Consider the following 23650-nt stretch of genomic DNA (forward strand, 5'->3'; position numbering starts at 1 on the left):
CAAATACACCCAGTATAAAGATTTTATCGACTAGTGCAAACTGCTCCGCCCACTCGGAGGAATTGGATATTCGTAAAATTCTAATGCCCCCAGTGAGTGGGCAACTGTAATGACGTACGAAAACCTGGATGCGAAGCTCATCAACGCGCTGTTAGGAGACGGCCGAGCGAGCCTCAGGAGCCTCGGCGAGAAGCTCGACGTGTCGGTGACGACCGTCTCGAACCACCTCCGCGACCTCGAAGACGAGGGCGTCATCGAGGGGTACACCCCGCGCGTGAACTACGAGGCGCTCGGGTACGACGTGACGGCGGTCATCCAGCTGAAAGTCGAAGGGAGCAAGCTGCCGGACATCACGGAGCGGCTCAGGAACGAAAAGCAGATGATAAGCGTCTACGAGGTGACCGGCGACTACGACGTGATCGCCATCGGGAAGTTCAAGGACACCGACGGCATGAACCGCCAGATCAAGGCGCTGCTCACGGACACGGACATCCGCGAATCCAACACCAGCGTCGTGCTCAACGCCGTCGTCGAGAACGAACAGTTCGAACTCGACATCGGCGAGTAACCCGAACTTCTCCGTCCCGCGCGAAGCGCGGCGCATCGAACGACTAGCGAGTGCGCCGTCGAACGCCCGGCGGGGAATCGTCACGTTCGCCCCCTTATCACCCGTCCGCCTGGGCTTCTCTCGAAGAGCGTTTCTGTGATCACTCTATACTCGAATCTGATTACTCCTATCCCGGATCGTGTCAATATCGACACGGCATTCTGTGAGGAGAATTAATCGTTCGCCGGTAACCACGGCGTAACCGCGAATAGTGGCGATAGGTGGTATTTTCGAGGCCGGAAGGACGGGGGTCGATCAGTCGAGATCTCGGGAGAAACGTTGCAAACGATTCGCCAAAACCCGGAGTTTTGAGGGGGTCACGGGCGATTACTGATATTCGATTGACGCTCGCGGGAACCGGCAGATATTCCCGTGTGTCGCCGCTATCCGGAAAAATCTCCCCGTTCCTTCTGTCATTCCCGAATTGGCCGCCCCGAGGGCGACGCAAACGGTGCTAACGGACCTCACGCTTGAAATAGGGTCGCGGTGTCCACGTCCTGTGGGTTGGTTCGTTCCGCGAATCGATCCCGAGGTTGCGGACGCGACCACGTAGCGCAGGGTAACTGCGTTCACCCCTCGACGAGAGGGATCACTGAAAGGTACAAAGACATGAACCGCAAAATAATGCTACTGACAGTCCTCGTCGTCGTCGGATTGACATTCGGCGGTGCCGGTCTGGCGACGGCGGGCGACAGCTACGACGAGAAAGGCGACGATAGAAAGGGCGACAACAAAGTCGACAAGGACGGGAAAAAGAAGTACTGTGTGATCCACAAGCCGCCGGGCAACCCGGAGAACGCCAAGAAGATCTTCGTCGGCAGTGAGCGGGCGTACAAGGCACACCTCGCACACGGCGACAAACCCTGCAAGAAGTACAAGAAGTAAATCTGTTAGCCGTCACGCGTACCGCTAGCCCGCTCGCAGAACGGCACGGCGAACCGACGCGAAAACATTCAACCGCGACTTTTTGGCTGTCCGCGACAGCTCGTTCGTCGCCTCTTCGTCCGCCGTCGAACGCTAACCCCCCCGGAGTAACACGTTCCGCCGTTTTGTCGCCGTATCGGCAACCGAGCGTATGGACGAGGACATCGACGGAAGCGTGTGCCGGAGCGATCTGGTCCACGAGCGATTCCGCGAACCTCTCGAAGCGCCTGCTGTACGTCGGGTTTCCGACCCCCCTCGGCGGCGGGGTGTTCGTGATGAGCCACGGGCCGACCATCGCCGCCGTGAACGATCCGACCGCGCTCGCGCTCGTCGTCAGCACCGTGGTGACGCTCGTGTTCCTCCCCTTCGTCGTCCTGCTCGTCTACACGTTCCGCATCGCGACGATCGCCAGGCGGACGGCCGACTTCGGTCCGTTCGTCCCGCGGGTCGATCTCGAGGGGTAGCCGACCGTCCCAGTTCCGCCTTTTACTCGCTCGTTCACTCGCTCACTCGTTCACCGCGTTCGCTTGCTCGCAAAAGCCGGACCGAAAACCCGCCGTCCGTTACCTACTCGAAGTCGTCCTCGAACACGAACGTGCCGTCGCGCTGGACTACTTCGCCGTCGACCTCGATGACCGAATCCTCCGACATGTCGACGATCATGTCGACGTGCTCCGCGCTCTCGTTCATCTCGTTCTCCTCGCCGACCGTCTCGGCGTAGGCGCTGCCGACGGCCATGTGGACGGTGTCGCCCATCTTCTCGTCGAACAGCATGTTGTAGGTGAAGCGGTCGATGTCGCGGTTCATGCCGATGCCGAGTTCCCCGAGGTAGCGCGCCCCCTCGTCGGTGTCGAGAATGCCGGTCAGGAGGTCCTCGTTGCGCTCCGCGCTGTGGGAGACGACCTTCCCGTCTTCGAACCGGAGGCGGACGCCCTCGATCTCGCGGCCGTAGCGGTACAGCGGCAGGTCGAAGTGGACCGTCCCGTTCACGCTGTCTCTCACGGGCGCGGTGAACACCTCGCCGCCGGGGAGGTTGTTCTCGCCGTAGTCGTTGATCGTCTCGTTGCCCGCGACGGACATGGTGAGGTCCGTCTCCCCGCCGCTGGCGATGCGGACCTCGTCCGCGCCGTTCACGATCTCGACCATCTGCGCCTGGAACTCCCGCTGTTCGTCCCAGTCCTTGTTGACGGCGTCCCAGACGAAGTTCTCGTACGCCTCGGTGCTCATGCCCGCCAGCTGGGCGTGGCCGGACGTCGGGAACTGCGTGAGACACCAGCGCTTCGAGAGTCGCTCCTGCAGGAGTGGCTTGTCGGCCCGGCGGAACGCGGCGTTCGTCTCCGGGGGCACGTCGCTCTTTTCGGTGACGTTCGCCCCGCCGCGGGCGACGACGTACACGTCCATCTCCTCGTAGAGCGCGAGCTTGTGAGTCGGCGTTTCGAACTCGTCGGCGGCGAGCTGGTACGCCCGCTCGGCGCGGTCGGAGTTGCAGAGGTAGACGGGGTTCGCGCCGCGGTCGCCCGCGAGTTCGTGCAGCGCGACGGCGAGGTCCTCGGCCTCCGCCGGCATGCTGATGACGACGTTGTCGCCGGGCTGGATGTCGGTGGAGTGGTCGGCGATGATCGCTGCGTGTTCGCGGATGCGCGGGTCCATACCCGGCCTTTCTACGGGTGGAGAATACCGCTTTCGGAGTTGGTCGCCGACTCCTCCCGGTCGCCGTCTCGGCGACCGCTCGCCTCGTCGCGTCCGTGGCCGGGACCCGCGGTTATATTCCGCCTCGCTCGAAACCGACGGCGTATGATCGACCTCCGCAGCGACACCGTCACGCGCCCGAACGACGCGATGCGGGAGGCCGCCCGGGACGCGCCCGTCGGCGACGACGTGTACGGCGAGGACCCGACCGTCAACGAACTCGAAGCCCGCGCCGCCGAAACGGTGGGCAAGGAGGCCGCGCTGTACGTCCCGACGGGGACGATGGGCAACCAGATCGCCGCGCGGGTCCACACCGACCGCGGCCAGGAGATCATCGTCGACGAGGAGGCCCACGTCGTGAAGTGGGAGCTCGGCGGGCTGGCGCAGCTGTCCGGCCTGCAGGTCCGCACGGTCGACTGCGGCCCGCGGGCCGTCCCGACGCCCGAACAGGTGCGCGAACGCTACGTCGCCGAAGACCTCCACCGGCCCGGCACCGGCCTCCTCGAACTCGAAAACACGCACAACAGCCGCGGCGGCGTGGCGATTCCCGCGGAGCGCGTCGACGCGGCGGCGGAGGCGGCGCACGAGCTGGGCGTCCCGGTTCACCTCGATGGCGCGCGCCTATTCAACGCGGCCGTCGCCCTCGACGAGGCCCCCGAGCGCCTGGTCGAGAACGTCGACTCGGTGATGTTCTGCCTGTCGAAGGGGCTCGGAGCGCCGGTCGGCTCGGTGCTCGCCGGCTCGGAGGAGTTCGTCGCGCGGGCCCGCCGGGTCCGCAAGCTCTTCGGCGGGGGGATGCGGCAGGCCGGGATCGTCGCGGCCCCGGGGCTGCTCGCGCTGGAGGACGCGGACCGCCTCGCCGAGGACCACGAGAACGCCCGCGCGCTGGCCGCCGGGCTGAACGAGATCCCCGGTCTCTCGGCGCCCGAACCGGATACGAACATCGTCGTCGCCGATTCGGCGGACGCGGGGCTCACGACGGAGGAGTTCGTCGCCGCCTGCGGGGAGCGCGGGGTCGCCTGCGGCGCGTTCGGCGAGTACGTCACCCGATTTTGCACGCACTGGGACGTGGATCGCGACGACGTCGACGAGGCGCTCTCGCGGGTCGAGGCGGCGGTCGAGGGAGCCTGATTCGATCGCGGGAACCTCGTCCGATCGAGGGCGCCGTACCCGGCCGGTCGTTCCGCACCGCCGGCCGCGATCTGCCGACGCTCAGGCGTTCAACCGCCAGAGCTCGTAGTTGAGGACGGCCGCGAACCCGACCCAGAGGAGGTACGGGACGAGGAGCGCCGCGGCCCGCCGGTCGACGCGGGCGAACGCGGCGAGGGTGCCGAGGAGGGCGACGAACAACAGGGCGATGACGCCGAGCCCGAGCGGCGGGCTCTGCAACCCGAAGAACGCCGGGGTCCAGGCGAGGTTGAGCGCGAACTGAACGCCGAACGCCGCGAGCGCGAGCCGGACGGCCCGGTTCGAGGTCCCGCGCCGCCAGACGAGCCAGAGGGCGATCCCCTGGAGGGTGAAAAGCAGCGTCCAGACGATCCCGAACGTCGCGGGGGGCGGGTAGAACCACGGCTTTTCGAGGGCGGTGAACCACGCGCTGCCGGGGCCGGCCACGAGCGACGGGCTCGCGCCGACGACGTTGACGGCGAGGACGAACGCGAGGGCGACGAGCAGTCCCCGCCGGGCCGGCGCGGCGGACCGAAGTGTCGACTCCATGCCGGAATCACGCGCGCGACGCGCCTGAGCCTTTCGCCGGCTCCGCGAGGAACTCGAACCGCGCGCCGCCCTCGGCCTCGGCCGCGTCCGTCGCCCGCACCCGCCAGCCGTGCGCCTCGGCGATCCTGCGGACGATGGCGAGCCCGAAGCCGTTGCCGGCGGCTCGCGTCGTGTAGCCGGTCTCGAACGCCCGATCGCGCTCGTCGGGGTCGATTCCCGGTCCGTCGTCCTCGACGTAGAAGCCGCCGTCGAACCCGCCGAGCCGGACGCGAACGTCGGGGCCCCCGTGCTCGACGGCGTTCCGAAAGAGGTTCGTCAGCAGTTCGGCGAGCCGCTCGGCGTCCGCCTCCAGCGCGCACTCGCTCTCGACCGAGAGCGTCGCGTCGGCGGTCGCGGTGTTCGCCCACGCCCGCCGGGCGACCGTTCCGAGGTCCACCGGTTCGCGCTCGCCGACGATCTGTCCCTTCCGGGCGAGCGTCAGCAGCCCCTCGATGAGGTCGCCCATCCGGTCCAGCGCGTCCGCCGCCCTCCGGAGCGCCGGGTCGTCGCGCTCCTCCCTCGCGAGCGCGAGGTATCCGTCGGCGACGGTAAGCGGGTTTCTGAGGTCGTGAGAGACGATGCTGGCGAACTCGTCGAGCCGCTCGTTCTGCCGCCGGAGCTCCCGCTCTCGCTCCTTCTGCTCCGACAGGTCGGTGTAGATGGCGTACCCGATCGCGCACCCGTCCTGCCGCCGCGCTGGAACGACGTGGAGCAGGAAGTCCTGGCGGCCGCGCTTCGTCAGCCGTTCGACCTCGGCCCGGACGGGTTCGCCGGCCCGCAGCCGCTCGCTGAACGTCCTCGCCTCCGACGCGTGCTCCGGCGGGACGATGTTCTCGTCCATGTCCTCGCCGACGATCTCCTCGGCGGCGTAGCCGAACACGCGCTCGAACGCCGGGTTGACCCGGCGGACGATCGCGGTCTCGCCGTCGAACTCGTAGGCCGCCGCGGCGTCAGGCACGTTCTCGAACAGCGCGCCCAGGCGATCCCGCTCCTCCCGGAGCTCCGCCTCAGCCTCGATTCTCTTCAACGTCTCGCGCGCGTGCGCGACGAGTAATTCGGCGAGCTCCAGGTCTGTCTCGTCGTACCCTCGCGGCCGCGTCGACACCGCCTGAAAGACGCCGCGGTCGCCGATCGGAACGCTGATCCCCGACCGGTAGTCGCTCCGCGTCGGGCTCGCCTCCGGGGTCTCCTCGACGGTCTCCACGAGCTGCGATTCCCCGGTCCGGATCGTCTTCCCCGCGATCCCCTCCGAGACGCGCATCGTCCGGACCGCGTCGCTCGGCGCCGTCTCCGACACCGCCCGGGGGACGATCTCATCGCCCTCGACGAGGCCGACGTAACAGAGGTCGAATTCGAGGATGCGCTCCGCGACGTCGACCGTGCGCGCGCACAGCCCCTCGACGGAGCGAGCCGCCGCAAGCCTCGCGGTCCCGTCGTGGAGGCGGGCGACGCGCCGCCGGTCCTCCCGGAGTTGCGCGCGCTTCCGCTCGTCGACCGCGCGTCGGAGCTCCTCGACCAGTCGGTCGACGCCGTCGGCCGTCCGCCTGACGTGGCCGTCCGCGCCGTCGGTTCCCTCGCCCGCCGAGGCCGGCGCGTCGGCGTAGACGATCACCGGGACCCCCCGGTCGCGGGCGGTGGCCGCCGCGGCCGCGGCGTGCTCGACGTCGAGGACGACGAAGCAGTCTGCGGGTTCCGCGGCGATCGATTCGAGACCGTCCGCGGGGTCTGCGGAGCGCGCGTCCACGCCCTCGACCGCCGCGAGCCGCCGGACGAGGTCGGCCTCGCTCTCCGGGGCGACGACGCGGACGCGGATTCGGTCGACGGCTGTCGGCGGTGGCACGGACGTGCGAGTGTCAGCGATCGGAACTAAAAGGGTTCCGGTGTCGCGAACCGCACGACGCCGCGGCGTCGCCGCGACGCCGGCGGCGGACCGAATCGACCTTTGCGGAACTGTTTTACCGCGTGGTTGGCGACATGATAGACAATGAGCGAACTCGAATCGGAGTATCGCCTCGAGTACTTCGAGGAAAACGATTTCGTCCGAAAGGAGTGCTCCGAGTGCGGGGCGCACTTCTGGACGCGGGACCACGACCGCACCACGTGCGGCGAACCCCCGTGCGAGGAGTACAGCTTCATCGACAACCCCGGGTTCGACGACGAGTACACGATGGAGGAGATGCGCGAGACGTTCCTGTCTTTCTTCGAGGAACACGGCCACGCGCGAATCGACCCGTACCCCGTCGCGGCGAACCGCTGGCGCGACGACGTGCTGCTCACCCAGGCGTCGATCTACGACTTCCAGCCCCTGGTGACCAGCGGGCGGACCCCGCCGCCGGCGAACCCCCTCTGCATCTCGCAGCCCTGCATCCGCATGCAGGACATCGACAACGTCGGCAAGACCGGGCGGCACACGATGGCGTTCGAGATGATGGCCCACCACGCCTTCAACGCCCGCGAGGAGGTCGGCGACCGGTACGCCTACTCGGGCGAGGTGTACTGGAAGGACCGCACCGTCGAGCTCTGCGACGAGCTGTTCGCGTCGCTCGGCGCGGACGTGACGGAGATCACGTACATCGAGGACCCGTGGGTCGGCGGCGGCAACGCCGGTCCCGCCATCGAGGTGATCTACCGCGGCGCGGAACTGGCGACGCTCGTCTTCATGTCGCTCGAACAGGACCCGGAGGGCGAGTACGAACTCAAGGACGGCAACCGCTACTCGCCGATGGACACGTACATCGTCGACACCGGGTACGGCCTCGAACGGTGGACCTGGATGAGCCAGGGGACGCCCACGGTGTACGAGGCGGTCTACCCCGACATGATCGACTTCCTCAAGGAGAACGCGGGGATCGAGCACACCGACGACGAGGAGACGCTCATCCACCGCGCGGCGAAGCTCGCGGGCCACATGGACATCGACGAGGCCGACGACATGGACGCCGCCCGCGACAACATCGCCCGCAAGCTCGACGTGAACAAGCACGAGCTGGAGAGCCTGATGCGGCCGCTCGAGGACATTTACGCGATCGCGGACCACTGCCGCGCTTTGGCGTACATGTTCGGCGACGGCATCGTCCCGAGCAACGTCGGCACGGGCTACCTCGCCCGGATGGTACTCCGGCGGACGAAGCGCCTCGTCGACAACGTCGGCATCGACGCGCCGCTGGACGAACTCGTGGACATGCAGGCCAAGCGCCTCGGCTACGAGAACCGCGACACCGTCCGCGACATCGTCCGCACCGAGGAGCGCAAGTACCGGAAGACGCTCGAACGCGGCGGTCGGCGGGTCAGACAGATCGCCGACGAGTACGCCGGCTCGGGCGAGCCGATCCCGACGGAGACGCTCATCGAGCTGTACGACAGCCACGGCATCCAGCCCGACATGGTGAGAGAGATCGCCGAGGAGCGCGGCGCGACCGTCCAGGTGCCGGACGACTTCTACTCGCTCGTCGCGGCCCGCCACGACTCCGAGCAGGCGTTCGAGGACGCCGACCGGGCCGACGACCGCCTGGCCGACCTCCCGGAGACGGAGAAGCTCTACTACGAGGACCAGGACCGGTCAGAGTTCGAGGCGGTCGTCCTGGACGTGTTCGAGCGCGAGGAGGGCTACGACGTCGTGCTCGACCAGACGATGTTCTACCCGGAGGGCGGCGGTCAGCCCGCCGACCGCGGGACGATCTCGACCGGCGACGTGACGGCCGAGGTCGAGGACGTTCAGATACGCGACGGCGTCGTCCTCCACCGGACGGACCGCGACCCCGGCAAGGGCGAGTTCGTCCGCGGGCAGATCGACGCGAACCGACGCCGGCGGCTCATGCGGCACCACACCGCGACTCACGTCGTCGGTCACGCGACCCGACAGGTGATCGGTGACCACATCCGACAGGCGGGCGCCCAGAAGGGCCTCGAGAGCTCGCGCTTCGACGTCACCCACTACGAGCGGATCACCCGCGAGGAGGTCAAGGAGATCGAGCGCGTCGCCAACGAGATCGTGATGGACAACGTGCCCGTCAAACAGGAGTGGCCGGACCGCCACGAGGCCGAGGAGCGCCACGGCTTCGACCTCTACCAGGGGGGCATCCCGCCGGGCGAGAAGATCCGCCTCATCCACGTCGCCGAGGACGTGCAGGCGTGCGGGGGGACGCACGTCCGGCGGACGGGCGACATCGGCGCGATCAAGATCCTGAACACGGAGCCGGTGCAGGACGGCGTCGAGCGCATCGTCTTCGCCGCGGGCGAGGCGGCCATCGAGGCGACCCAGCGCACCGAGGACGCTCTGTACGACGCGGCCGAGGTGCTCGACGTGAGCCCCCAGGAGGTGCCCGACACCGCGGAGCGTTTCTTCGCCGAGTGGAAGGAGCGCGGCAAGCAGATCGACCGCCTCAAGCGCGAACTCGCCGAGGCGCGCGCGGCCGCCGGCGCAGACGAGGTCGACATCGACGGCACGCCGGTCGTCATCCAGCGGCTCGACGCCGACTCGGACGAGCTCCGGGCGACAGCCAACGCGCTCGTGGACGAGGGGAAGGTCGCGGTGCTCGGCAGCGCCCGGGGCGGTAGCGCGCAGTTCGTCGTGAGCGTCCCCGACGGCGTGAACGTGAACGCCGGCGAGGTCGTCGGACGGCTCGCGGCGAAAGTCGGCGGCGGCGGCGGCGGCCCGGCCGACTTCGCGCAGGGCGGCGGCCCCGACGTCGACGCGCTCGACGAGGCGCTCGACGACGCCGACGACGTGCTTCGAACGGTTCTGAACGCGTAACGCGGCGTTTCCCTCGATTCCCGCGCTCCGGGAATGACGTTCCCGCTTGAAGGGGTCGGCGACCGTACGTTCACCCGTAAGGTGAGCAAAATGACTACCAACAAAGCCTCGGTCGACTGGCTCGGGGCGGAGAAGCCGTTCGAGTACGCCGAGTCGGCGGCGGGATACGTGACGGTGCTGATCAGACTCGTAACCGGGTGGTGGTTCTTCCACGCCGGATACACGAAGCTCGCGTTCGTCGCCGGCGAACCGTTCGACGCGTCGGGCTACCTGCTCAACGCGCCCGCGGCCTCGCCGCTCCAGGGCTTCTTCGCCTGGGCGGCCGGGACGCCCTGGCTGCTGGAGTTCACGAACGTCATGATTCCGGTGGGCGAGACGCTCATCGGCCTCGGCCTGCTCGTCGGGGCGCTGGTCCGTCTCGCGGCCCTGTTCGGCGGGCTCCTGATGGTGTTCTTCTACCTGGGGAACGCCGACTGGGAGCACGGCTTCGTCAACGGGGACCTGTTCGGACTCCTGCTGTTCGTGATCGTCGGCGTGTTCGCCGCGGGCCGGATCCTCGGCGTGGACGCCTACCTCGAACGGACGGAGTTCGTCCGCGAGCGCCCACGGCTGCGCTACCTGCTCGGGTAGCGCCGCGGTCGAACTCCCCGACTGTGTCAAGAGGGGTTCGGTCGAGGGATCCGCCGGGGCGGTCTCGAAAGCCCCGGCGACGGATTCAAATCCCTCCGACGACGATCGGTCGTCCATGAGCGCGAGCGACTGGCCGCGGGCCATCGGCGAACACCGCGTGACCGACCAGTGGGTCTGTGAGGTCTGCGGCGCGGACTTCGACTGCCTCTCGCAGTTCAGGGAGACGCCCTGCGAGCGGTGAGCCCCGCCCGAGATCGGAACCCTCTATCGGGATCGGAGCCGTAGCGTCGGCCATGCCAACCGCGCGAAACGGCGGCGTCTCGCTGTACTACGACACCGACGGGACGGGCGAGACGGTCGCGTTCGTCGGCGACCTCGGCTACGGCGCGTGGCAGTGGGGCTGGCAGCACGCGGCGGTCGCCGGCCCCTACCGGAGCCTCGTGACGGACCTCCGGGGTGCGGGCCGCTCGGACGCGCCCCCTGGTCCGTACACAGTCGGCGAACTGGCGCAGGACCTCGAAGTCGCGCTCGCGGACGCGGGCGTCCGATCTGCCCACGTCGTCGGCGCGGGGCTCGGCGGCGCGATCGCGCTGTGGGCGGCGCTCTCGTCGTCGCGGCCGGCGAGCCTGACGCTCCTCGGCACGGCCGCGTCGGGACGCGGGCTCGATCTCGAACCGCTGTTCGCCCCGCCGGGCGACCGCGACGCCCTCCGCCGGTCGCTCGACGCCGCCTTCTCCGACGCGTTCTTCGACGAGCAGCCCGAGGTCGTCGAGCGGATCGTCGAGTGGCGGGCGGCGGAGGACGCCTCCCGGGAGGCGTGGGAGGCGCAGGCCGCCGCGGCGGAGCGGTTCGACGTCCGGGAGCGGCTCCACGAGGTGACAGTGCCGGCGCTCGTGCTCCACGGCACCGAGGACGCGGTGTGGCCCGAGGCGCGCGGCCGCGAGCTCGCGGAGGGACTGCCCCGGGGGGAGTTCGCCCCGGTCGAGGGCGCGGGCCACCTCGCGCACGTCGAGCACTCCCGCGTCGTCAACGATCTCCTCCTCGACTTCCTGGGCGAGCCCGCCTTCGATTGACCTCTCGGCCTTCCGAACGAGCCCGTTCTCGACCGATTCCCGATCGAGGGGACGGCCGGTCCCTCAGGCGAACACGGTCCGGACGGCGTCGGCCATCGCGTTCACCCTGGTCGCGTGCTCGTACTCGTCGCGGATGCCGTTGGTGACGTACGCCATCGCCAGATCCGCCTCCGGGTCGGCCCAGCCGACGATGCTGCCGAGGCCCCCGTGGCCGAAGACCGCGTCGGGGCTCAGCGTCCCGTACTTGTCCCACGGCGTCCCGGCGCGCTCGAACCCCATCGCGTACCGCCTGGGCACGCCGAGGGTCCCGTCCCGCTCGACCTGGGCCTGCACGGCGGTCGCTCGTTCGACGGTCTCGGAGTCGAGCAGGCGGGTCCCGTCGAGTTCGCCGCCGGCGGCGAGGCAGGCGTAGAAGCGAGCCATGTCCCGGGCCGTCCCCGTGCCGCTGGCGGCGGGGATGACCGCCCGGTGGAACGACTCCTGGTTGAACAGGGCCGCGGCGGCGTCGTTGTCGACCGTGCCGAGGCCGACGTCCGGCTCCCGGCAGCGGTCGAACGCCTCGAAGCCGACGAGGGTGGCGACCCCGTCCGGCTCGTCCTCGGGGATGCCGACGTGGGTGTCGTCCATCCCGAGCGGTTCGAACACGCGCTCGCGGGCGAACTCGTCGATCGGCGTCCCGCTCGCCCGGCGGACGAGCTCGCCGACGACGAACCCGTAGTTGAGGGCGTGGTACGCCGCCGTCTCGCCCGGCTCGAACGAGAGCTCGATCTCCTCCATGGCCGCGACGGCGGCGTCCCAGTCGATCCACCGCGCCGGCTCCTCGTCGAACGGGCCGTGCGGGAACCCGCCCTGGTGGCTCAGGACGTGTCTCACCGTCACGTCCGCCTTCGCCGTCCCCGGCTCCGCGAACGCGGGCCAGTGCTCGCGGACGGCGTCGTCGTAGTCGAGCGCGCCCTCCTCGGCCAGCAGGTGGACGCAGGCACCGGCGTACGGCTTCGTGCAGGAAAAGAGGACGTGCTTGCGGTCGGGCGTCGTCGGCTCGCCGTCGGGGCCGGTCACCCCGCCCGCCAGGTCGAGGACGAGATCGCCCTCGCGGTACACTGCGAGCTGCGCGCCGTGGTGGAGACCCGCGTCGAGCTGGAGGTCGAACAGCTGCTCGATCTGTTCCGGTCCGTCCGCGTCGAAGACTTCGCTCATGCCAGCCAGTTACACGGGGAGTGACATATATTCTCGACCGCGCCGGCCGCGTCGGCCGACGCTGAGCGACGCCGACCGCTGACCACTGACCGCCACCCGCCGACCGTCGACCGCCGCCCGCCGATCGTCGACCGTCGCCCGTCGATCCGCGTTCCGTCGTCGATTCCGCTCCGCGTCCTCCGGCGCACCCGGTCAGTCCGAAAGGCCGGCAGAGCCCTCGCGTAGCGTAAGGTACTTCTCTACGAGTAAACTGTACTCGTACGATGAGTCGGCTGCGCTTCGCTCTCCTCGACGCGTCGCACAACGACGGCGACACGAGGCGGAACTTCCGTCGGGAACTCGACGTCGATCTCGCCGAATTCGACGCGAGCGGCGGCGACCTCCCATCCTCCTTCGACTTCGACGGCGTGATCGTCACCGGCTCGCGCGCGTCGGTCTACTGGGACGAGGAGTGGATCCCGCCGCTCGTCGACTGGGTCGCCGAGGCGGCCGACCGCGGCCTGCCGATCCTGGGCGTCTGTTACGGCCACCAGGTCGTCGCGGAGGCGCTCGGCGGCCGCGTCTCGGGCATGGACGACTTCGAGATCGGCTACCGCGAGGTGCGCCACCGGGGCGGCGACCTGTTCGACGGGATCGACGAGACGTTCACCGCCTTTACGACCCACGGGGACGCGGTCGCCGAACTCCCGCCGGGCGCGGAACTGCTCGCCGAGAACGAGTACGGCGTCCACGCCTTCCGGAAGGGCCACGCCTTCGGCGTCCAGTTCCACCCCGAGTACGACATGGAGACCGCGGAGCGCGTCACCCGCCGCAAGGAGTTCCTCGGCCGGGAGCGCGTCCGGTCCGTGCTCGACGGCATCACCGAGGAGAACTACGCGGCCGCCTGCGAGGCGAAGGCGCTGTTCGACAACTTCGTCGCCTACGCCGAGCGCGTCCGCGCCGAAGCGGCCGCCTGATCGGATCTGCCGCCTCCTCCGCCGTCGACCTGCAACGTTCACGGGACGCGGAGCGGTTCGGAGAGGTCCCACAGGCCGACCGCCGCCTCGCGGGCCTCCCGTTCGGCGCGCGCGAACGCCTCGGCTTCGGGGTGGTCGTCGTCGGTGGCCCGCGCGAGACCGCTCCTGAGGAGTTCGAGGTTCACGTTCGCGCTCGCGTTCGTCCCGCCGGCGAAGACGTAGGCCGGGGAGGAGATCTCCGGGACCCCGCCGTCGGCGTCCGCGTCCCGCGAGCGGATCAGCCGGAGCCCGACCCGCTCCCCGGCGAGCGCTGATCTGACCGCGGCGTCCGCCATCCACGCCCACGCGTAGAGGTACTGCCGCCCTCCGGCCGTGTCCGGGACGCCCTCGAACGCCGCCGGCGACTGCGCGGCCGACAGCTCCGGCGCGTCGACGCCCGCGAGCGACACGATCGCCTCGCTGCCGTCGTCGAGCTCGACGCGGAGCGTGTCGCCGTCGACGACCTCGCGGACCGTCGCGCGCAGCTCCGACCCGTCCGGCGGGACGTCGGCCGGCGTCTGTCCGGGCGTTCCGCTTCCCGGTTCCGACGCGGGCGGCGTCCCGGCCCCCGGTGCGGACGGGTCGATCGGATTCCGGGGCGATCCGTCCGGAGCCGGCGCTGACGAACCCGTCCGCGCGTTCGCGTCCGACCCCCAGCCGCCCCGGTCCGATCCGCGTCGGTCCGATTCGCGGTCGGGTTCTTCGTCCGCGACCGGCGGAGAATCGGCGGTCGACGCCGGCTCCGGCGTCGGGCTTCCGCGGTCCGCCGCTCCGTCGCGCGGCGTCCCGCCGTTCGGCGGCCGTTCGTCCGCCGGCCGTTCGTCCGCCGTTCGGTTTCGATTCGCCGACCGCCGACCGCCGCCGAGCACCTCCGCGCAGCCCGCTTCCGCCGCGCTCGCCGCGACCGCGGCGGCCCCGAGGATCTTGCGCGCGTGTCGACGCATGCGAGCCCCTTCGGGCGGGGACGGTTAAGCGCACGATATGCCGGGGGTGACCGCCGCCGGTATCCGATCGGTAAGCGCGGACGAGTCGTTTCGCCCGTCGAGACCGCCCCAAACGAATCGCTTTTGCGTCGCCGCTCCGGACGGTTGTACATGCTAGATTACGTGGAATTGGAGGCGGACCTGGGCGAGGAGGAGCGGCTGATCCGCGACACCGCCCGCCGGTTCGTCGACGAGAAGGTCCGCCCCGACATCGCCGAGCACTACATCGAGGGGACGTTTCCGACCGAACTCATCCCCGAGATGGGCGAGATGGGGTTCTACGCGCCGAACCTCGACGGCTACGGCCTGCCGGGTGTCAGCGAAACCGCCTACGGGCTGCTCATGCAGGAACTCGAAGCCTGCGACAGCGGTCTCCGCTCCATGGCGAGCGTCCAGGGCGCGCTCGTCATGTACCCCATCCACGCCTTCGGGTCCGACGAGCAGAAGGAGGAGTGGCTGCCGAAGCTCGGGGCGGGCGAGGCCGTCGGGTGCTTCGGACTCACCGAACCGGCGCACGGATCGAACCCGTCGGGGATGGAGACGCGCGCCGAGAAGGACGGGGGGGAGTACGTCCTCCACGGATCGAAGACCTGGATCACGAACTCGCCGATCGCCGACGTGGCGGTCGTCTGGGCGCGCGACACCTCCGCGGAGGGGCGACCCGTCCGCGGCTTCCTCGTCGAGACCGACCGCGACGGGGTGACGACGAACGAGATCAAGGAGAAGCTCTCGCTGCGGGCGTCGATCACGGGCGAGATCGGCCTGAACGACGTCCGCGTCCCCGAGGAGAACGTCCTGCCGGGCGTCGAAGGGATGAAGGGACCCCTCTCGTGTCTCACGCAGGCGCGCTACGGCATCGCGTGGGGCGCCGTCGGGGCCGCCCGCGACTGCTTCGAGACCGCCCGCCGATACGCGCTGGACCGCGAGCAGTTCGGCGGCCCGATCGCGCGCTTCCAGATCCAGCAGGAGAAGCTGGCGGAGATGGCGACGCAGATCACGACCGCCCAGCTGCTCGCCTACCGTCTCGCCGAGCTGAAGGAGCGGGGAGACCTGCGCCCCCAGCACGTCTCCATGGCGAAGCGAAACAACGTTCGCACGGCCCGCGACCAGGCGCGGGTCGCCCGCGAGATGCTCGGCGGTAACGGCATCACGGCGGACTACTCGCCGATGCGCCACATGGCGAACATGGAGACGGTGTACACGTACGAGGGGACCCACGACATCCACTCGCTGATCCTCGGGCAGGATCTCACCGGGATCGCGGCGTTCGAGTAGCTCGGTACGTGAGCCTCTGCGATCGCGGTGAGCAACCGGGACCGCGGCGTTCGGCGCTTCCGGCCCGGGTGCTCCGCACCGCGGCGATCGGACGGAATTCCGTCGCCGGAACCGCGCGCAGTAATACGTTTTTCGGTCCTGTGCGTCGTATGCCAACAATGAACACGCATATATACGCGGGGCACCCTACCTACGCCAAAGTGAGGAACACATGACCGCTTCGGCTCACAACCCCGCAGCACTCGATCTCACCCGCGAAGAGGCGTGGGTCGTTCACGCCGCCGTGCTCGCAGCGATCGAGCGCGAACTCGACGACGGGAACGACGCGCCGGACGAGCTCGCGCTCCTTCGGGCGCTCGAAGCCGACGACGGCTTCGAGCCCGATCAGCTGCGACTGCTCCGCCGCATCCTCTCACAGTATCTGACGGACGCGCCGGACAGGGACGACGAGCCGGGGCGATCGGTTCTGGACGACATCGAACTGGCGCTCAGCTGACGTCCCCCTCTCCGACCGCTCACGCCGACTCTCGGCGCAGAAATTGCCCCCACGTTCCCCGACGCCTCGCGACCCAGTGGTACGCCGCCTCCCGGAAGGAGGGGTAGCCCGGAACCCGCCTGAGGAGCGCCGCGAGCGCGCCGAGGCCGGCGTTCATTCGCGCGAGCGCCTGCTCCGTCGCCTCCCCGCAGGAGTAGACGGCGTCGTCGGTGAGAAGGTGGACGCAGGACTCGTAGTCGTCCGGGAGCCGCGCGCGCTGGTCCGGCGTGAGCTCCCCGAACCCGACGAGTTCGAACCGCCCGCGGCGGTTCGCCAGGGCCGCCGACCACGCGCAGAAGCCGCAGTCGTCGTCGTAGACGAGACGGGGCGGAGCCTCGTCTTCTCGGCTTCGACCGTCGCTCATACGGGCCCTTGGTCCGGCGGCGACAAGAGCGCACGGGCGGCCGTTCGCCGCGGATCGCGGTCGCCCCGTCACGCGGTTTTGATGGACTTAAATAGCGCACCGCCGGAAGTGAACCGGATGGGAATCGACCTGAACTTCGACGCGAACCGCGAGAAGGTCGGCGAGGAGAACGGCGTGGCCGTGTGGGGTCCCGTCGACCCGCCGGAGAGACTCGGCGTTCACGGCACCCACGTCGCCGTCGACTACGACGCCTGCGTCGCGGACGGCGCGTGCCTGGAGGACTGTCCGGTCGACGTGTTCACGTGGGTCGACACGCCCGGCCACCCGGAGAGCGACCGGAAGGTCGAACCGACCCGCGAGGACCAGTGCATCGACTGCATGCTCTGCGTCGACATCTGCCCCGTCGACGCCATCGACGTGGACGCGAGTCGGCAGTAGCAGTAGAGCGACTCGACCGTCCCGCGCTCCTTTCGGTCTCACTCGCCACGTCATCCCTTCTGCTCCGTCCCGCCAGATAGTATAAGCGGCTGGCGACCGCACCTAGGAACCATGACGTCCCAGGAGGTCACCGACCTGCTCCGCAAGGCGTACAACGACGAGATCGAGACCGTCATGAACTACCTGACGAACTCGATCGTTCTGGACGGGGTGAGCGCAGAAGAGGTCAAAGAGTCCCTGAGTCAGGACATCCAGGAGGAGCTCGGCCACGCGGAGATGCTCGGCCAGCGCCTCAAGCAGCTCGACGAGCGCCCGCCGGGCTCGGCCGAGTTCGAAGCGCGGCAGGACACGCTCCAGCCGCCGGCCGACACCACGAACGTCCTCGAAGTCATCGAGGGCGTGCTCGACGCCGAGAACGACGCCATCGAGACGTACCGGTCGCTCGTGAACGCGGCGCGCGAGGCCGACGACCCCGTGACGGAGGACTTCGCGGTGACGATCCTCGCCGACGAGGAGGCCCACCGGACGGAGTTCCGCGGGTTCCGAAAGGAGTACAGGTCGGACTGAGCGACGCCGACGCCTGACGCTCTCGTTCGCGCCGTTCTCTTTTGCCCGAGGCCCGATAGTCGCCGCGCGCGGAGCCGCGGAACGGGTCCGGAGGGGCCGGATTTTACTCGGTGCCGGTTCACTCGGCGGACATGAAGCGCGTCACCATCGGCGACGTGGAATCGGGCGCCGGCGGTGCGGACGTCGACTGCCGTCGGCTGTCCGGTCCGCTCGGCGCGATCGGCGTCGCGATCAATTACTACCGCATCGCTCCCGGCGAAGGGTTCCCCGGCGGGCTTCACGCCCACGCGGATCAAGAGGAGATCTTCGTCGTGATCGAGGGCGAAGCGATCTTCGAGACGCTCGCGCGGCCGAGCGGAGAGATCACCGTCGCCGAGGGCGAGGCGGTCAGGTTCGCCCCCGGCGAGTTCCAGTCGGGACGGAACGCGTCGAGCGACGATCTCGTGGCGTTCGCGATCGGCGCGCCCCGCGACAGCGAAGACGTGCGACTCCCGCTCGACTGTCCCGAGTGCGGCTGCGACGAGCTGCGCCTGGACGCGGGCGAGAGCGACCCCAAGCTCGTCTGCCCGGCCTGCGACGCCGAACGCATCCCCCGAGGGTGTCCGGAGTGCGGCCACGACGACCTGCGCGCCGCTCTCGGCGAGGGAACCCGGACTATCGTCGTCTGCCCGGCCTGCGACGCCGAGTTCGAAACGCCTCCGGTTCGGGAGTGACGTCGCCCGCGGGTCGACCACGACCGCGAACTGACGCCGCGCCGCCTCCGAGCCGCCGCCGACCGCGAGGCGTCGAACGCGGTCGCCGCCCGCGTCAGCCGCCGGCCAGCAGCTCCTCCGCGTGGCGCTTCCCGAGGGCGATCGTGTCGTAATCCTCGGTTCCGATTTCGAGCGTCGCGGTCCCCGACCAGCCGGCGTCCGCCAGCCCCGAGAGCGCCGCGGCGAAGTCGAGACGCCCCATCCCGACCGGGAGGTGCTCGTCGCCGCCGCCGCGGGTGTCGACCAGGTGGAGGTGTCCGATCCGGTCGGCGTGGTCGCGCAGGAACGCGGCCATCTCGGTCTCGTCCGCGCCGGCGAGCAGCGCGTGGCTGGTGTCGAACGTCATCGAGGCGTCCGGGTACCGTTCGAGCAGTTCCGGGAAGGTCGTCACGTCGTAATAGTCTGAGACGACGTTCTCGACGCAGGGATCGAGTCCGCGCTCGCGGGCCGCCGGGATCAGATCGTCGAGCCCCGCGTGGACGAATCTGCGGCGCTCCGCCTCGGTCCAGCCCAGCTCCCAGGCGTCCGAGGAGGGGTGAAACACGACGGTCTCCGCGCCGAGATCGGCCGCGAGATCCATCCCGGCGGTGAGTTCCGCCACCGCGCCCTCCCGGACGGGCGTGAACGGCGAGCCCGGATCGACGGCGAACGGGAGGTGGACGACGATGTCCCTCCCCGCGTCGGCGAGGGTCGCCCGCATAGTCTCTCGGCGGTCGGCGATGCGCTCGCGGGCGTAAGGACCGTCTAGCAGCAGTTCCACGAAGTCGAACCCCTCGTCCGCCGCCCATCGGACGGCCTCGTCGAACGCCATGCCGAGGCCGACGGTGAATCCGAGGTCGACATCGAGATCGAGGTCGAGTTTCCGGTCGGGATCGCCGTCTCGGTCGGTCCGGCCGTCGTCCGTCATGGAGACCACGGCGGGGGGCCTCGGAGATAGCCGTTCCGATCCGGGTCGGACGGTGACCTCCCTCGCCAAGAAACATGTCATCGATCCGCCTCGGCGTTCTCTTCCCGCCGCCGATCAATCCCGGGTTTTACGGGTGACGGTCCGTTTGCGGAGCGGGACGCGGGAGACGCACACAAAGCTTTTATCGTCCTCCTCTTTCGAATCGGACAGCACCATGGCGTGGCGAGACGTTCTGTTCATCGCGTTACTGCCGTTCCTGGTGGGGACCGGCTTCCTGCTCTGGCCCCAGGCGATGTTCCGTTTCCGCTTCCACGTGTCGGGCGACGGCCTCACGGCGGAAGGCGAACGGGCCTATCGGCGGTTCGGCGCCTTCTTGATCCTCTCGGGCGTCGGCTTCGCCGTCTGGGGGCTCTTCTTCCTGTAGTTCGAAACCCCTCGTGCACGAACTGGAAGGAACGGACCGCGACGACCGCCCGACAGGGCTCAGTCGGCCGCCGTGGAGCCGACACCGTCGCCCTCGGGTGCCGTCGTCGATCGCTCGCGGACTTCCTTCGCCTCCAGCGCCTCAATCAGGAGTTCGGCCACGTCGACGATCTCGATCTCGTCCTCGAAGTCCCCGGTCTTCCGGCCGTCCTCGTACATCGTCATGCACATCGGGCAGGCGACGACGAACTTCTCGACCGCGTCGCCGGCGGCGGTGTCTTCGAGCGCCTCGCGCAGGCGCTCCTCGCTCGGCTTGGGATCCTCCTCGAAGTCTATCCAGAGGCCGCCGCCGCCGCCGCCGCAGCAGAAGCTGTCCTTCCGGTTGCGCGGCATCTCGTACAGCTCGCAGCCGGTGGCCCGGATGAGCTCCCTCGGGGCCTCGTACTCGTCGTTGTACCGGCCGAGGTGACAGGGGTCGTGGTAGGTGACGGTGTAGTCGAGTTCGGTCCCGTCGAGGCCGAACCGCTCCGCCCGGACGAGCTGCTCTATCACCTGCGTCCAGTGGAGCACCTCCACCGAACCGTCCTCGTTCCAGTGACCGTCGTACTCGAACGGCATCACGGGGTCGTCGGCGAACTCGCCGAAGTCGATCTCCGGGTACTCGTTCTTCATCGTGTTGTACGAGTGGGGGTCGGTGCAGACGATCCGGCTGAAGTCGCACTCCTCGAACGATTCGACGTGGTGACCGGCCAGTTCGAGGTAGAGGAACTCCTCGCCGACGCGGCGGATGTCGTTGCCGTCGTACTTCTCGTCGTCGAAGAGGATGCCGTAGGAGACGCCCGCGCGCTCGAAGAGCGTCGCCAGCGAGCGGGCGACCTTCTTGTTCCGCTCGTCGTAGCTCGGGTAGTCGCCGACGTACCAGAGGTACTCGACGGGGCCCTCGCGGGCGTCCGCGAGGTCGAAATCGAGTTCGTCGGCCCAGTCGGCGCGCTTTCGCGGGGCCTCCCCGAACGTGTTGCCCTTCTGCATGAGGTTGCCGAACACGTCCTGCATGCTCGACCGCACGTCGCCCTGGTCCGTCATCTGCCGGTTCAGCCGGGTGAAGGAGTTGAGGTGCTCGATCTCGACGGGGCAGGCGTCCATGCAGGCCATGCAGGCCATGCACGACTCCATCGTCTCGGTGGCGATGACGCTCTCGCCGCCGTCGGCGATGATCGGCATCGGCTCGGTCTCGCCGGCGTCGAGGTCCATCCGGTACCGCTTCAGGTCGAGGATGACGTCCCGCGGATCGAGCGGGCGGTCAGACGCCTTCGCCGGGCACACCGCCGAACAGCGGCCGCACTTCGTGCAGGCGTCCTGGTCGAGCAGCTCCTTCCAGGAGAAGTCGTCGATGGACTCGGCGTTGACGTGGTCGAGGTCCGCCGGGACGCCGGGCAGGCGGCGTCCGGCGCGCTCGTCGCGGGTGACGACGTTGGCGAACGAGGAGATCATGTGGAACGGCTTGGCGTACGGGATCCACGCGATGAACGCGAGCGCGAGCAGGGCGTGTGACCACCAGCCCCACCAGTAGAGCGACTCGGCGGCGGCCGGGCTCATCCCGGCGGTCTGGAGGGCGCGCGCGCCGAACCAGCCGACGAAGCTCACCGTTTCGAACCGCGGGAACTCGGTGCCGAGGATGCGGAGCGCCTCGATGGCGTATCCGCCGACGCCGAGCAGAAAGAGCGTCCAGACGAACGCGTCGTCCTCGAAGCCGGTGTGCTTGCCCCGGAGGCGGTGGTTTCTGACCGCGTATCGACGGTAGAGCGCCATCCCGACGCCGACGACGAACAGCAGGCCGAGCGCGTCCATCACGAGCGAGTACGCGAGGTAGAAGTCGCCGACGAAGAAGGACCCCTGTCCGAGCGCCTTCGTCCAGATGTCCATGTCGATCGCCAGGATAGTCGTCCCAATGAGAAGCGTGAGAAAGCCCCAGAAGATGAACGCGTGCATCAGCCCGCCGTAGAGGTCCCGATCGAACTGCTTCTCGTTCGAGCCGACGATCTTCGCCGCCGCCGCGACGCGACCCGAGAGATCGTCGAACCGCTCGAACCAGTCCTCGGTGCCCCTGGCGTACCGAGCGAAGCGCCCGTACACCCCGTATAGGAAAACGAGAATGGCGACGGCCGAGAGATAGTAGAACGCGGCCTCCCCCACCGGACCGATGGTCCAGAACGTCTCCCGGGTGATCTCACCCGAGGCCTGCAGGACTATCATACTCAATCACCGGGGTAGCGGATGGTTAAATCTTGCCACCTTCGCACCCGCCGCCAGCCGCCGAAATACCGCGACGCGACGGGGTCAGACGAGCGAAAATGCGGCAATAATCACCGAGAGCGCAACGGCCGGCGCGTCGAGCCGCGAGAACCGCAGCGCGGGGAGCGTCGGGTTCCACGCGAAACAGCGGGCGCGGAGCGCCAGCGCCAGCCGGTCGGCGCGGCCGAACGCGCGGTTGAGCCCGGCCGTCGCCACGAGGCGCATCCGCTCTCCGAGCGGGCGTTCGTCGCCGAGCCGCGCCGCCATCGCCTCGCGGACCCGCGCGAGGTCGGCCCGCAGGACGGGGAGGAACCGGAAGACGAGCGCGACGCCGACGCCGAGGAACTGCCCCGGCTTCCCCGGCACCAGCCGCTGGATCGCCGCGCGGGAGTCGCGCACGGGCGTCGTCCGGACGTACGCGGCGCTTACGAGGAAGATCAGGAGGACGCGGTAGCTCGCCAACGCGGGCGGGACGGCGTCGCCCGGGACGACCCACGGCGGCCCGAGCGTCAGGGCTTCGAGGAGCGGCGCGGCCGCGAGGAACGGGAGGGCGAACCGGAACTCCCGGAGGGCGGTTCGCGGGGAGAGCTCCGCGGCGAGGAGGGCGCCGAGGGCGACGCCGGTGAGCGTCGCGAGGCCGCGCGGCGTCGTGTGCGCGAACGCGGTCCACGCGAAGGAGAGCTGAAAGAGGAGCTTCGAGCGCGGATCGAGGCGGTGGGCGAGCGAGTCGCCAGGCGCGTAGGTCAGCACGACTGCGTCCGCTCCCCGTCGCGTCGGTCGTCGACCGCGCCCGGCGCTCGGACGCCCAGATCCGGCAGCCGATCGACCGCCTCCGTCGGCGGCGCGTCGAGCGCCACGCGCCCGTCGGCCATCGCCACGACGCGGTCCGCGAGGTCGAACACGTCGCGGAGGTCGTGCGTGACGACGACGATCCCGGTCCCGTCGGCGCGCAGGTCGCGGAGGCGGGCGACGACCGACCGCCGGGCGGGATCGTCGAGGCCGGTGAACGGCTCGTCGAGCACGAGGTGGTCCGGCTCCATCGCCAGCGCCCCGGCGACGGCGACCCGTTCCTGCTCGCCGCCGGAGAGGGCGTCGACGCGCTCGGTCTCCCGCCCGCGCATCCGCACCGCGGCTAGCGCCTCGTCGACGCGGCGGTCGATCTCCTCGCGGGGGAGCCCGAGGTTCTCCGGGCCGAACGCCACGTCCGCGCCGACCGTGGCGGCGACGAGCTGGTCCCGCGGTTCCTGGAACACCATCCCCACCGCGGTCCGGGCGGCGACGAGGTCGTCGGCGACGGGCCGGCCGTTCACCAGCACCTCGCCCGCGTCCGGTTCGAGGAGGCCGTTGAAGTGGCGGACGAGCGTCGTCTTGCCGGACCCGTTCGCCCCCGCGAGGACGACGAACTCGCCGTCCTCGATCGTCAGGCCGACGCCGTCGACCGCGACGGAGTCGCCGTATCGGTGGACCAGGTCGCGGGTTTCGATCATGGCC

General features: G+C 69.4%; 25 protein-coding genes. 15 read left to right on the forward strand and 10 right to left on the reverse strand.

Translation table 11 applies throughout. The features are described 5' to 3' along the window. Window positions 1-109: 109 nt before the first annotated feature. The 3 genes from lrp (at window position 110) to CNO20_RS05950 (ending at window position 1995) form a co-directional block, all read left to right on the forward strand. The gene (lrp, locus tag CNO20_RS05940) at window positions 110-568 is read left to right on the forward strand and encodes an HTH-type transcriptional regulator Lrp (RefSeq protein WP_101295221.1); all 459 of its coding nucleotides are present in this window, start codon (window positions 110-112) and stop codon (window positions 566-568) included. A 663-nt stretch (window positions 569-1231) separates the two neighbouring features. Beyond that, window positions 1232-1492: a hypothetical protein gene (locus CNO20_RS05945; protein ID WP_101295222.1), complete on the forward strand. Its 261-nt coding sequence runs from the start codon at window positions 1232-1234 to the stop codon at window positions 1490-1492. Window positions 1493-1806: 314 nt separating this feature from the next. Then, window positions 1807-1995, forward strand: coding sequence for a DUF7972 family membrane protein (locus tag CNO20_RS05950; protein ID WP_199174747.1), 189 nt, complete (start codon window positions 1807-1809; stop codon window positions 1993-1995). Window positions 1996-2098: 103 nt separating this feature from the next. On the opposite strand, the gene CNO20_RS05955 is transcribed toward CNO20_RS05950, so the two are convergent. Next, window positions 2099-3181 (reverse strand): aminopeptidase, encoded by a 1083-nt coding sequence (locus tag CNO20_RS05955; RefSeq protein ID WP_101295223.1) that lies wholly within the window; start codon window positions 3179-3181, stop codon window positions 2099-2101. A gap of 144 nt (window positions 3182-3325) precedes the next feature. On the opposite strand from CNO20_RS05955, the gene CNO20_RS05960 reads away from it, so the two are divergent. Further along, entirely contained in the window at window positions 3326-4351 is a 1026-nt protein-coding gene (locus CNO20_RS05960; RefSeq protein ID WP_101295224.1) for a threonine aldolase family protein, read from the forward strand. Window positions 4352-4432: 81 nt separating this feature from the next. On the opposite strand, the gene CNO20_RS05965 is transcribed toward CNO20_RS05960, so the two are convergent. Then, entirely contained in the window at window positions 4433-4936 is a 504-nt protein-coding gene (locus CNO20_RS05965) for a TspO/MBR family protein (RefSeq protein ID WP_101295225.1), read from the reverse strand. Window positions 4937-4943: 7 nt separating this feature from the next. After that, the gene (locus CNO20_RS05970; RefSeq protein ID WP_101295226.1) at window positions 4944-6815 is read right to left on the reverse strand and encodes an ATP-binding protein; all 1872 of its coding nucleotides are present in this window, start codon (window positions 6813-6815) and stop codon (window positions 4944-4946) included. A gap of 144 nt (window positions 6816-6959) precedes the next feature. On the opposite strand from CNO20_RS05970, the gene alaS reads away from it, so the two are divergent. From alaS to CNO20_RS05985, 4 genes are all read left to right on the forward strand, one after another. Then, a complete protein-coding gene (gene alaS / locus CNO20_RS05975) occupies window positions 6960-9728 on the forward strand; it encodes an alanine--tRNA ligase (protein ID WP_101295227.1) in 2769 nt (922 codons plus the stop codon). Window positions 9729-9818: 90 nt separating this feature from the next. After that, the gene (locus CNO20_RS05980) at window positions 9819-10358 is read left to right on the forward strand and encodes a TQO small subunit DoxD (protein ID WP_101295738.1); all 540 of its coding nucleotides are present in this window, start codon (window positions 9819-9821) and stop codon (window positions 10356-10358) included. A 115-nt stretch (window positions 10359-10473) separates the two neighbouring features. Next, window positions 10474-10599, forward strand: coding sequence for a hypothetical protein (locus tag CNO20_RS24050; RefSeq protein ID WP_269844122.1), 126 nt, complete (start codon window positions 10474-10476; stop codon window positions 10597-10599). Between the two features lie 52 nt (window positions 10600-10651). Further along, a complete protein-coding gene (locus tag CNO20_RS05985) occupies window positions 10652-11431 on the forward strand; it encodes an alpha/beta fold hydrolase (protein ID WP_101295228.1) in 780 nt (259 codons plus the stop codon). A 63-nt stretch (window positions 11432-11494) separates the two neighbouring features. Here the strand turns inward: CNO20_RS05985 and CNO20_RS05990 are convergent, their stop codons facing one another. Then, window positions 11495-12628, reverse strand: coding sequence for a serine hydrolase domain-containing protein (locus CNO20_RS05990; protein WP_101295229.1), 1134 nt, complete (start codon window positions 12626-12628; stop codon window positions 11495-11497). 263 nt (window positions 12629-12891) lie between these two features. Between CNO20_RS05990 and CNO20_RS05995 the strand changes: the two genes are divergently transcribed. Further along, complete coding sequence (locus tag CNO20_RS05995; protein ID WP_101295230.1) at window positions 12892-13584, forward strand: type 1 glutamine amidotransferase; 693 nt, start codon at window positions 12892-12894, stop codon at window positions 13582-13584. Between the two features lie 38 nt (window positions 13585-13622). Here CNO20_RS05995 and CNO20_RS06000 read toward each other — a convergent pair whose 3' ends face one another. Further along, window positions 13623-14567 (reverse strand): thermonuclease family protein, encoded by a 945-nt coding sequence (locus tag CNO20_RS06000; RefSeq protein ID WP_101295231.1) that lies wholly within the window; start codon window positions 14565-14567, stop codon window positions 13623-13625. Window positions 14568-14717: 150 nt separating this feature from the next. Between CNO20_RS06000 and CNO20_RS06005 the strand changes: the two genes are divergently transcribed. Continuing rightward, window positions 14718-15881, forward strand: a complete 1164-nt coding sequence (locus CNO20_RS06005) for an acyl-CoA dehydrogenase family protein (RefSeq protein ID WP_101295232.1) — start codon at window positions 14718-14720, stop codon at window positions 15879-15881. A gap of 211 nt (window positions 15882-16092) precedes the next feature. Further along, entirely contained in the window at window positions 16093-16377 is a 285-nt protein-coding gene (locus CNO20_RS06010; protein ID WP_101295233.1) for a DUF7853 family protein, read from the forward strand. 19 nt (window positions 16378-16396) lie between these two features. On the opposite strand, the gene CNO20_RS06015 is transcribed toward CNO20_RS06010, so the two are convergent. Next, entirely contained in the window at window positions 16397-16780 is a 384-nt protein-coding gene (locus CNO20_RS06015; RefSeq protein WP_101295234.1) for a DCC1-like thiol-disulfide oxidoreductase family protein, read from the reverse strand. Between the two features lie 117 nt (window positions 16781-16897). On the opposite strand from CNO20_RS06015, the gene CNO20_RS06020 reads away from it, so the two are divergent. The 3 genes from CNO20_RS06020 to CNO20_RS06030 all read left to right on the forward strand — a co-directional run bounded on the left by CNO20_RS06020 (window position 16898) and on the right by CNO20_RS06030 (window position 18498). After that, window positions 16898-17218: a 4Fe-4S dicluster domain-containing protein gene (locus CNO20_RS06020; protein WP_101295235.1), complete on the forward strand. Its 321-nt coding sequence runs from the start codon at window positions 16898-16900 to the stop codon at window positions 17216-17218. 111 nt (window positions 17219-17329) lie between these two features. Continuing rightward, on the forward strand, window positions 17330-17785 hold the full coding sequence (locus CNO20_RS06025; RefSeq protein ID WP_101295236.1) for a ferritin-like domain-containing protein: 456 nt from the start codon (window positions 17330-17332) through the stop codon (window positions 17783-17785). A 131-nt stretch (window positions 17786-17916) separates the two neighbouring features. After that, the gene (locus CNO20_RS06030; protein ID WP_101295237.1) at window positions 17917-18498 is read left to right on the forward strand and encodes a cupin domain-containing protein; all 582 of its coding nucleotides are present in this window, start codon (window positions 17917-17919) and stop codon (window positions 18496-18498) included. Between the two features lie 94 nt (window positions 18499-18592). Here the strand turns inward: CNO20_RS06030 and CNO20_RS06035 are convergent, their stop codons facing one another. After that, window positions 18593-19444 (reverse strand): sugar phosphate isomerase/epimerase family protein, encoded by an 852-nt coding sequence (locus tag CNO20_RS06035; RefSeq protein ID WP_101295238.1) that lies wholly within the window; start codon window positions 19442-19444, stop codon window positions 18593-18595. Window positions 19445-19658: 214 nt separating this feature from the next. On the opposite strand from CNO20_RS06035, the gene CNO20_RS06040 reads away from it, so the two are divergent. Further along, entirely contained in the window at window positions 19659-19868 is a 210-nt protein-coding gene (locus CNO20_RS06040) for a hypothetical protein (protein WP_101295239.1), read from the forward strand. Window positions 19869-19927: 59 nt separating this feature from the next. Here CNO20_RS06040 and CNO20_RS06045 read toward each other — a convergent pair whose 3' ends face one another. The 3 genes from CNO20_RS06045 to CNO20_RS06055 form a co-directional block, all read right to left on the reverse strand. Further along, window positions 19928-22120 (reverse strand): heterodisulfide reductase-related iron-sulfur binding cluster, encoded by a 2193-nt coding sequence (locus CNO20_RS06045; protein WP_101295240.1) that lies wholly within the window; start codon window positions 22118-22120, stop codon window positions 19928-19930. Window positions 22121-22204: 84 nt separating this feature from the next. Beyond that, entirely contained in the window at window positions 22205-22909 is a 705-nt protein-coding gene (locus CNO20_RS06050) for an energy-coupling factor transporter transmembrane component T family protein (RefSeq protein WP_101295241.1), read from the reverse strand. Beyond that, window positions 22903-23646, reverse strand: a complete 744-nt coding sequence (locus tag CNO20_RS06055; RefSeq protein ID WP_101295242.1) for an energy-coupling factor ABC transporter ATP-binding protein — start codon at window positions 23644-23646, stop codon at window positions 22903-22905. The genes CNO20_RS06050 and CNO20_RS06055 overlap by 7 nt, the downstream gene beginning before the upstream one ends. Window positions 23647-23650: the final 4 nt, after the last annotated feature.

It is taken from the genome of Halegenticoccus soli (assembly GCF_002844195.1).
GTDB lineage: Archaea > Halobacteriota > Halobacteria > Halobacteriales > Haloferacaceae > Halegenticoccus > Halegenticoccus soli.

Coding starts and splice junctions, on each gene's coding strand:
- CNO20_RS05965 (WP_101295225.1), bottom strand. CDS start 4,936: ATGGAGTCGACACTTCGGTCCGCCGCGCCGGCCCGGCGGGGACTGCTC.
- CNO20_RS06010 (WP_101295233.1), top strand. CDS start 16,093: ATGACCGCTTCGGCTCACAACCCCGCAGCACTCGATCTCACCCGCGAA.
- CNO20_RS24050 (WP_269844122.1), top strand. CDS start 10,474: ATGAGCGCGAGCGACTGGCCGCGGGCCATCGGCGAACACCGCGTGACC.
- CNO20_RS06040 (WP_101295239.1), top strand. CDS start 19,659: ATGGCGTGGCGAGACGTTCTGTTCATCGCGTTACTGCCGTTCCTGGTG.
- CNO20_RS05945 (WP_101295222.1), top strand. CDS start 1,232: ATGCTACTGACAGTCCTCGTCGTCGTCGGATTGACATTCGGCGGTGCC.
- CNO20_RS06030 (WP_101295237.1), top strand. CDS start 17,917: ATGAAGCGCGTCACCATCGGCGACGTGGAATCGGGCGCCGGCGGTGCG.
- lrp (WP_101295221.1), top strand. CDS start 110: ATGACGTACGAAAACCTGGATGCGAAGCTCATCAACGCGCTGTTAGGA.
- CNO20_RS05990 (WP_101295229.1), bottom strand. CDS start 12,628: ATGAGCGAAGTCTTCGACGCGGACGGACCGGAACAGATCGAGCAGCTG.
- CNO20_RS06000 (WP_101295231.1), bottom strand. CDS start 14,567: ATGCGTCGACACGCGCGCAAGATCCTCGGGGCCGCCGCGGTCGCGGCG.
- CNO20_RS06035 (WP_101295238.1), bottom strand. CDS start 19,444: ATGACGGACGACGGCCGGACCGACCGAGACGGCGATCCCGACCGGAAA.
- CNO20_RS05950 (WP_199174747.1), top strand. CDS start 1,807: ATGAGCCACGGGCCGACCATCGCCGCCGTGAACGATCCGACCGCGCTC.
- CNO20_RS05960 (WP_101295224.1), top strand. CDS start 3,326: ATGATCGACCTCCGCAGCGACACCGTCACGCGCCCGAACGACGCGATG.
- CNO20_RS06015 (WP_101295234.1), bottom strand. CDS start 16,780: ATGAGCGACGGTCGAAGCCGAGAAGACGAGGCTCCGCCCCGTCTCGTC.
- CNO20_RS05980 (WP_101295738.1), top strand. CDS start 9,819: ATGACTACCAACAAAGCCTCGGTCGACTGGCTCGGGGCGGAGAAGCCG.
- CNO20_RS06045 (WP_101295240.1), bottom strand. CDS start 22,120: ATGATAGTCCTGCAGGCCTCGGGTGAGATCACCCGGGAGACGTTCTGG.
- CNO20_RS05995 (WP_101295230.1), top strand. CDS start 12,892: ATGAGTCGGCTGCGCTTCGCTCTCCTCGACGCGTCGCACAACGACGGC.
- CNO20_RS05985 (WP_101295228.1), top strand. CDS start 10,652: ATGCCAACCGCGCGAAACGGCGGCGTCTCGCTGTACTACGACACCGAC.
- CNO20_RS06025 (WP_101295236.1), top strand. CDS start 17,330: ATGACGTCCCAGGAGGTCACCGACCTGCTCCGCAAGGCGTACAACGAC.
- CNO20_RS06055 (WP_101295242.1), bottom strand. CDS start 23,646: ATGATCGAAACCCGCGACCTGGTCCACCGATACGGCGACTCCGTCGCG.
- CNO20_RS06005 (WP_101295232.1), top strand. CDS start 14,718: ATGCTAGATTACGTGGAATTGGAGGCGGACCTGGGCGAGGAGGAGCGG.
- CNO20_RS05955 (WP_101295223.1), bottom strand. CDS start 3,181: ATGGACCCGCGCATCCGCGAACACGCAGCGATCATCGCCGACCACTCC.
- CNO20_RS06020 (WP_101295235.1), top strand. CDS start 16,898: ATGGGAATCGACCTGAACTTCGACGCGAACCGCGAGAAGGTCGGCGAG.
- alaS (WP_101295227.1), top strand. CDS start 6,960: ATGAGCGAACTCGAATCGGAGTATCGCCTCGAGTACTTCGAGGAAAAC.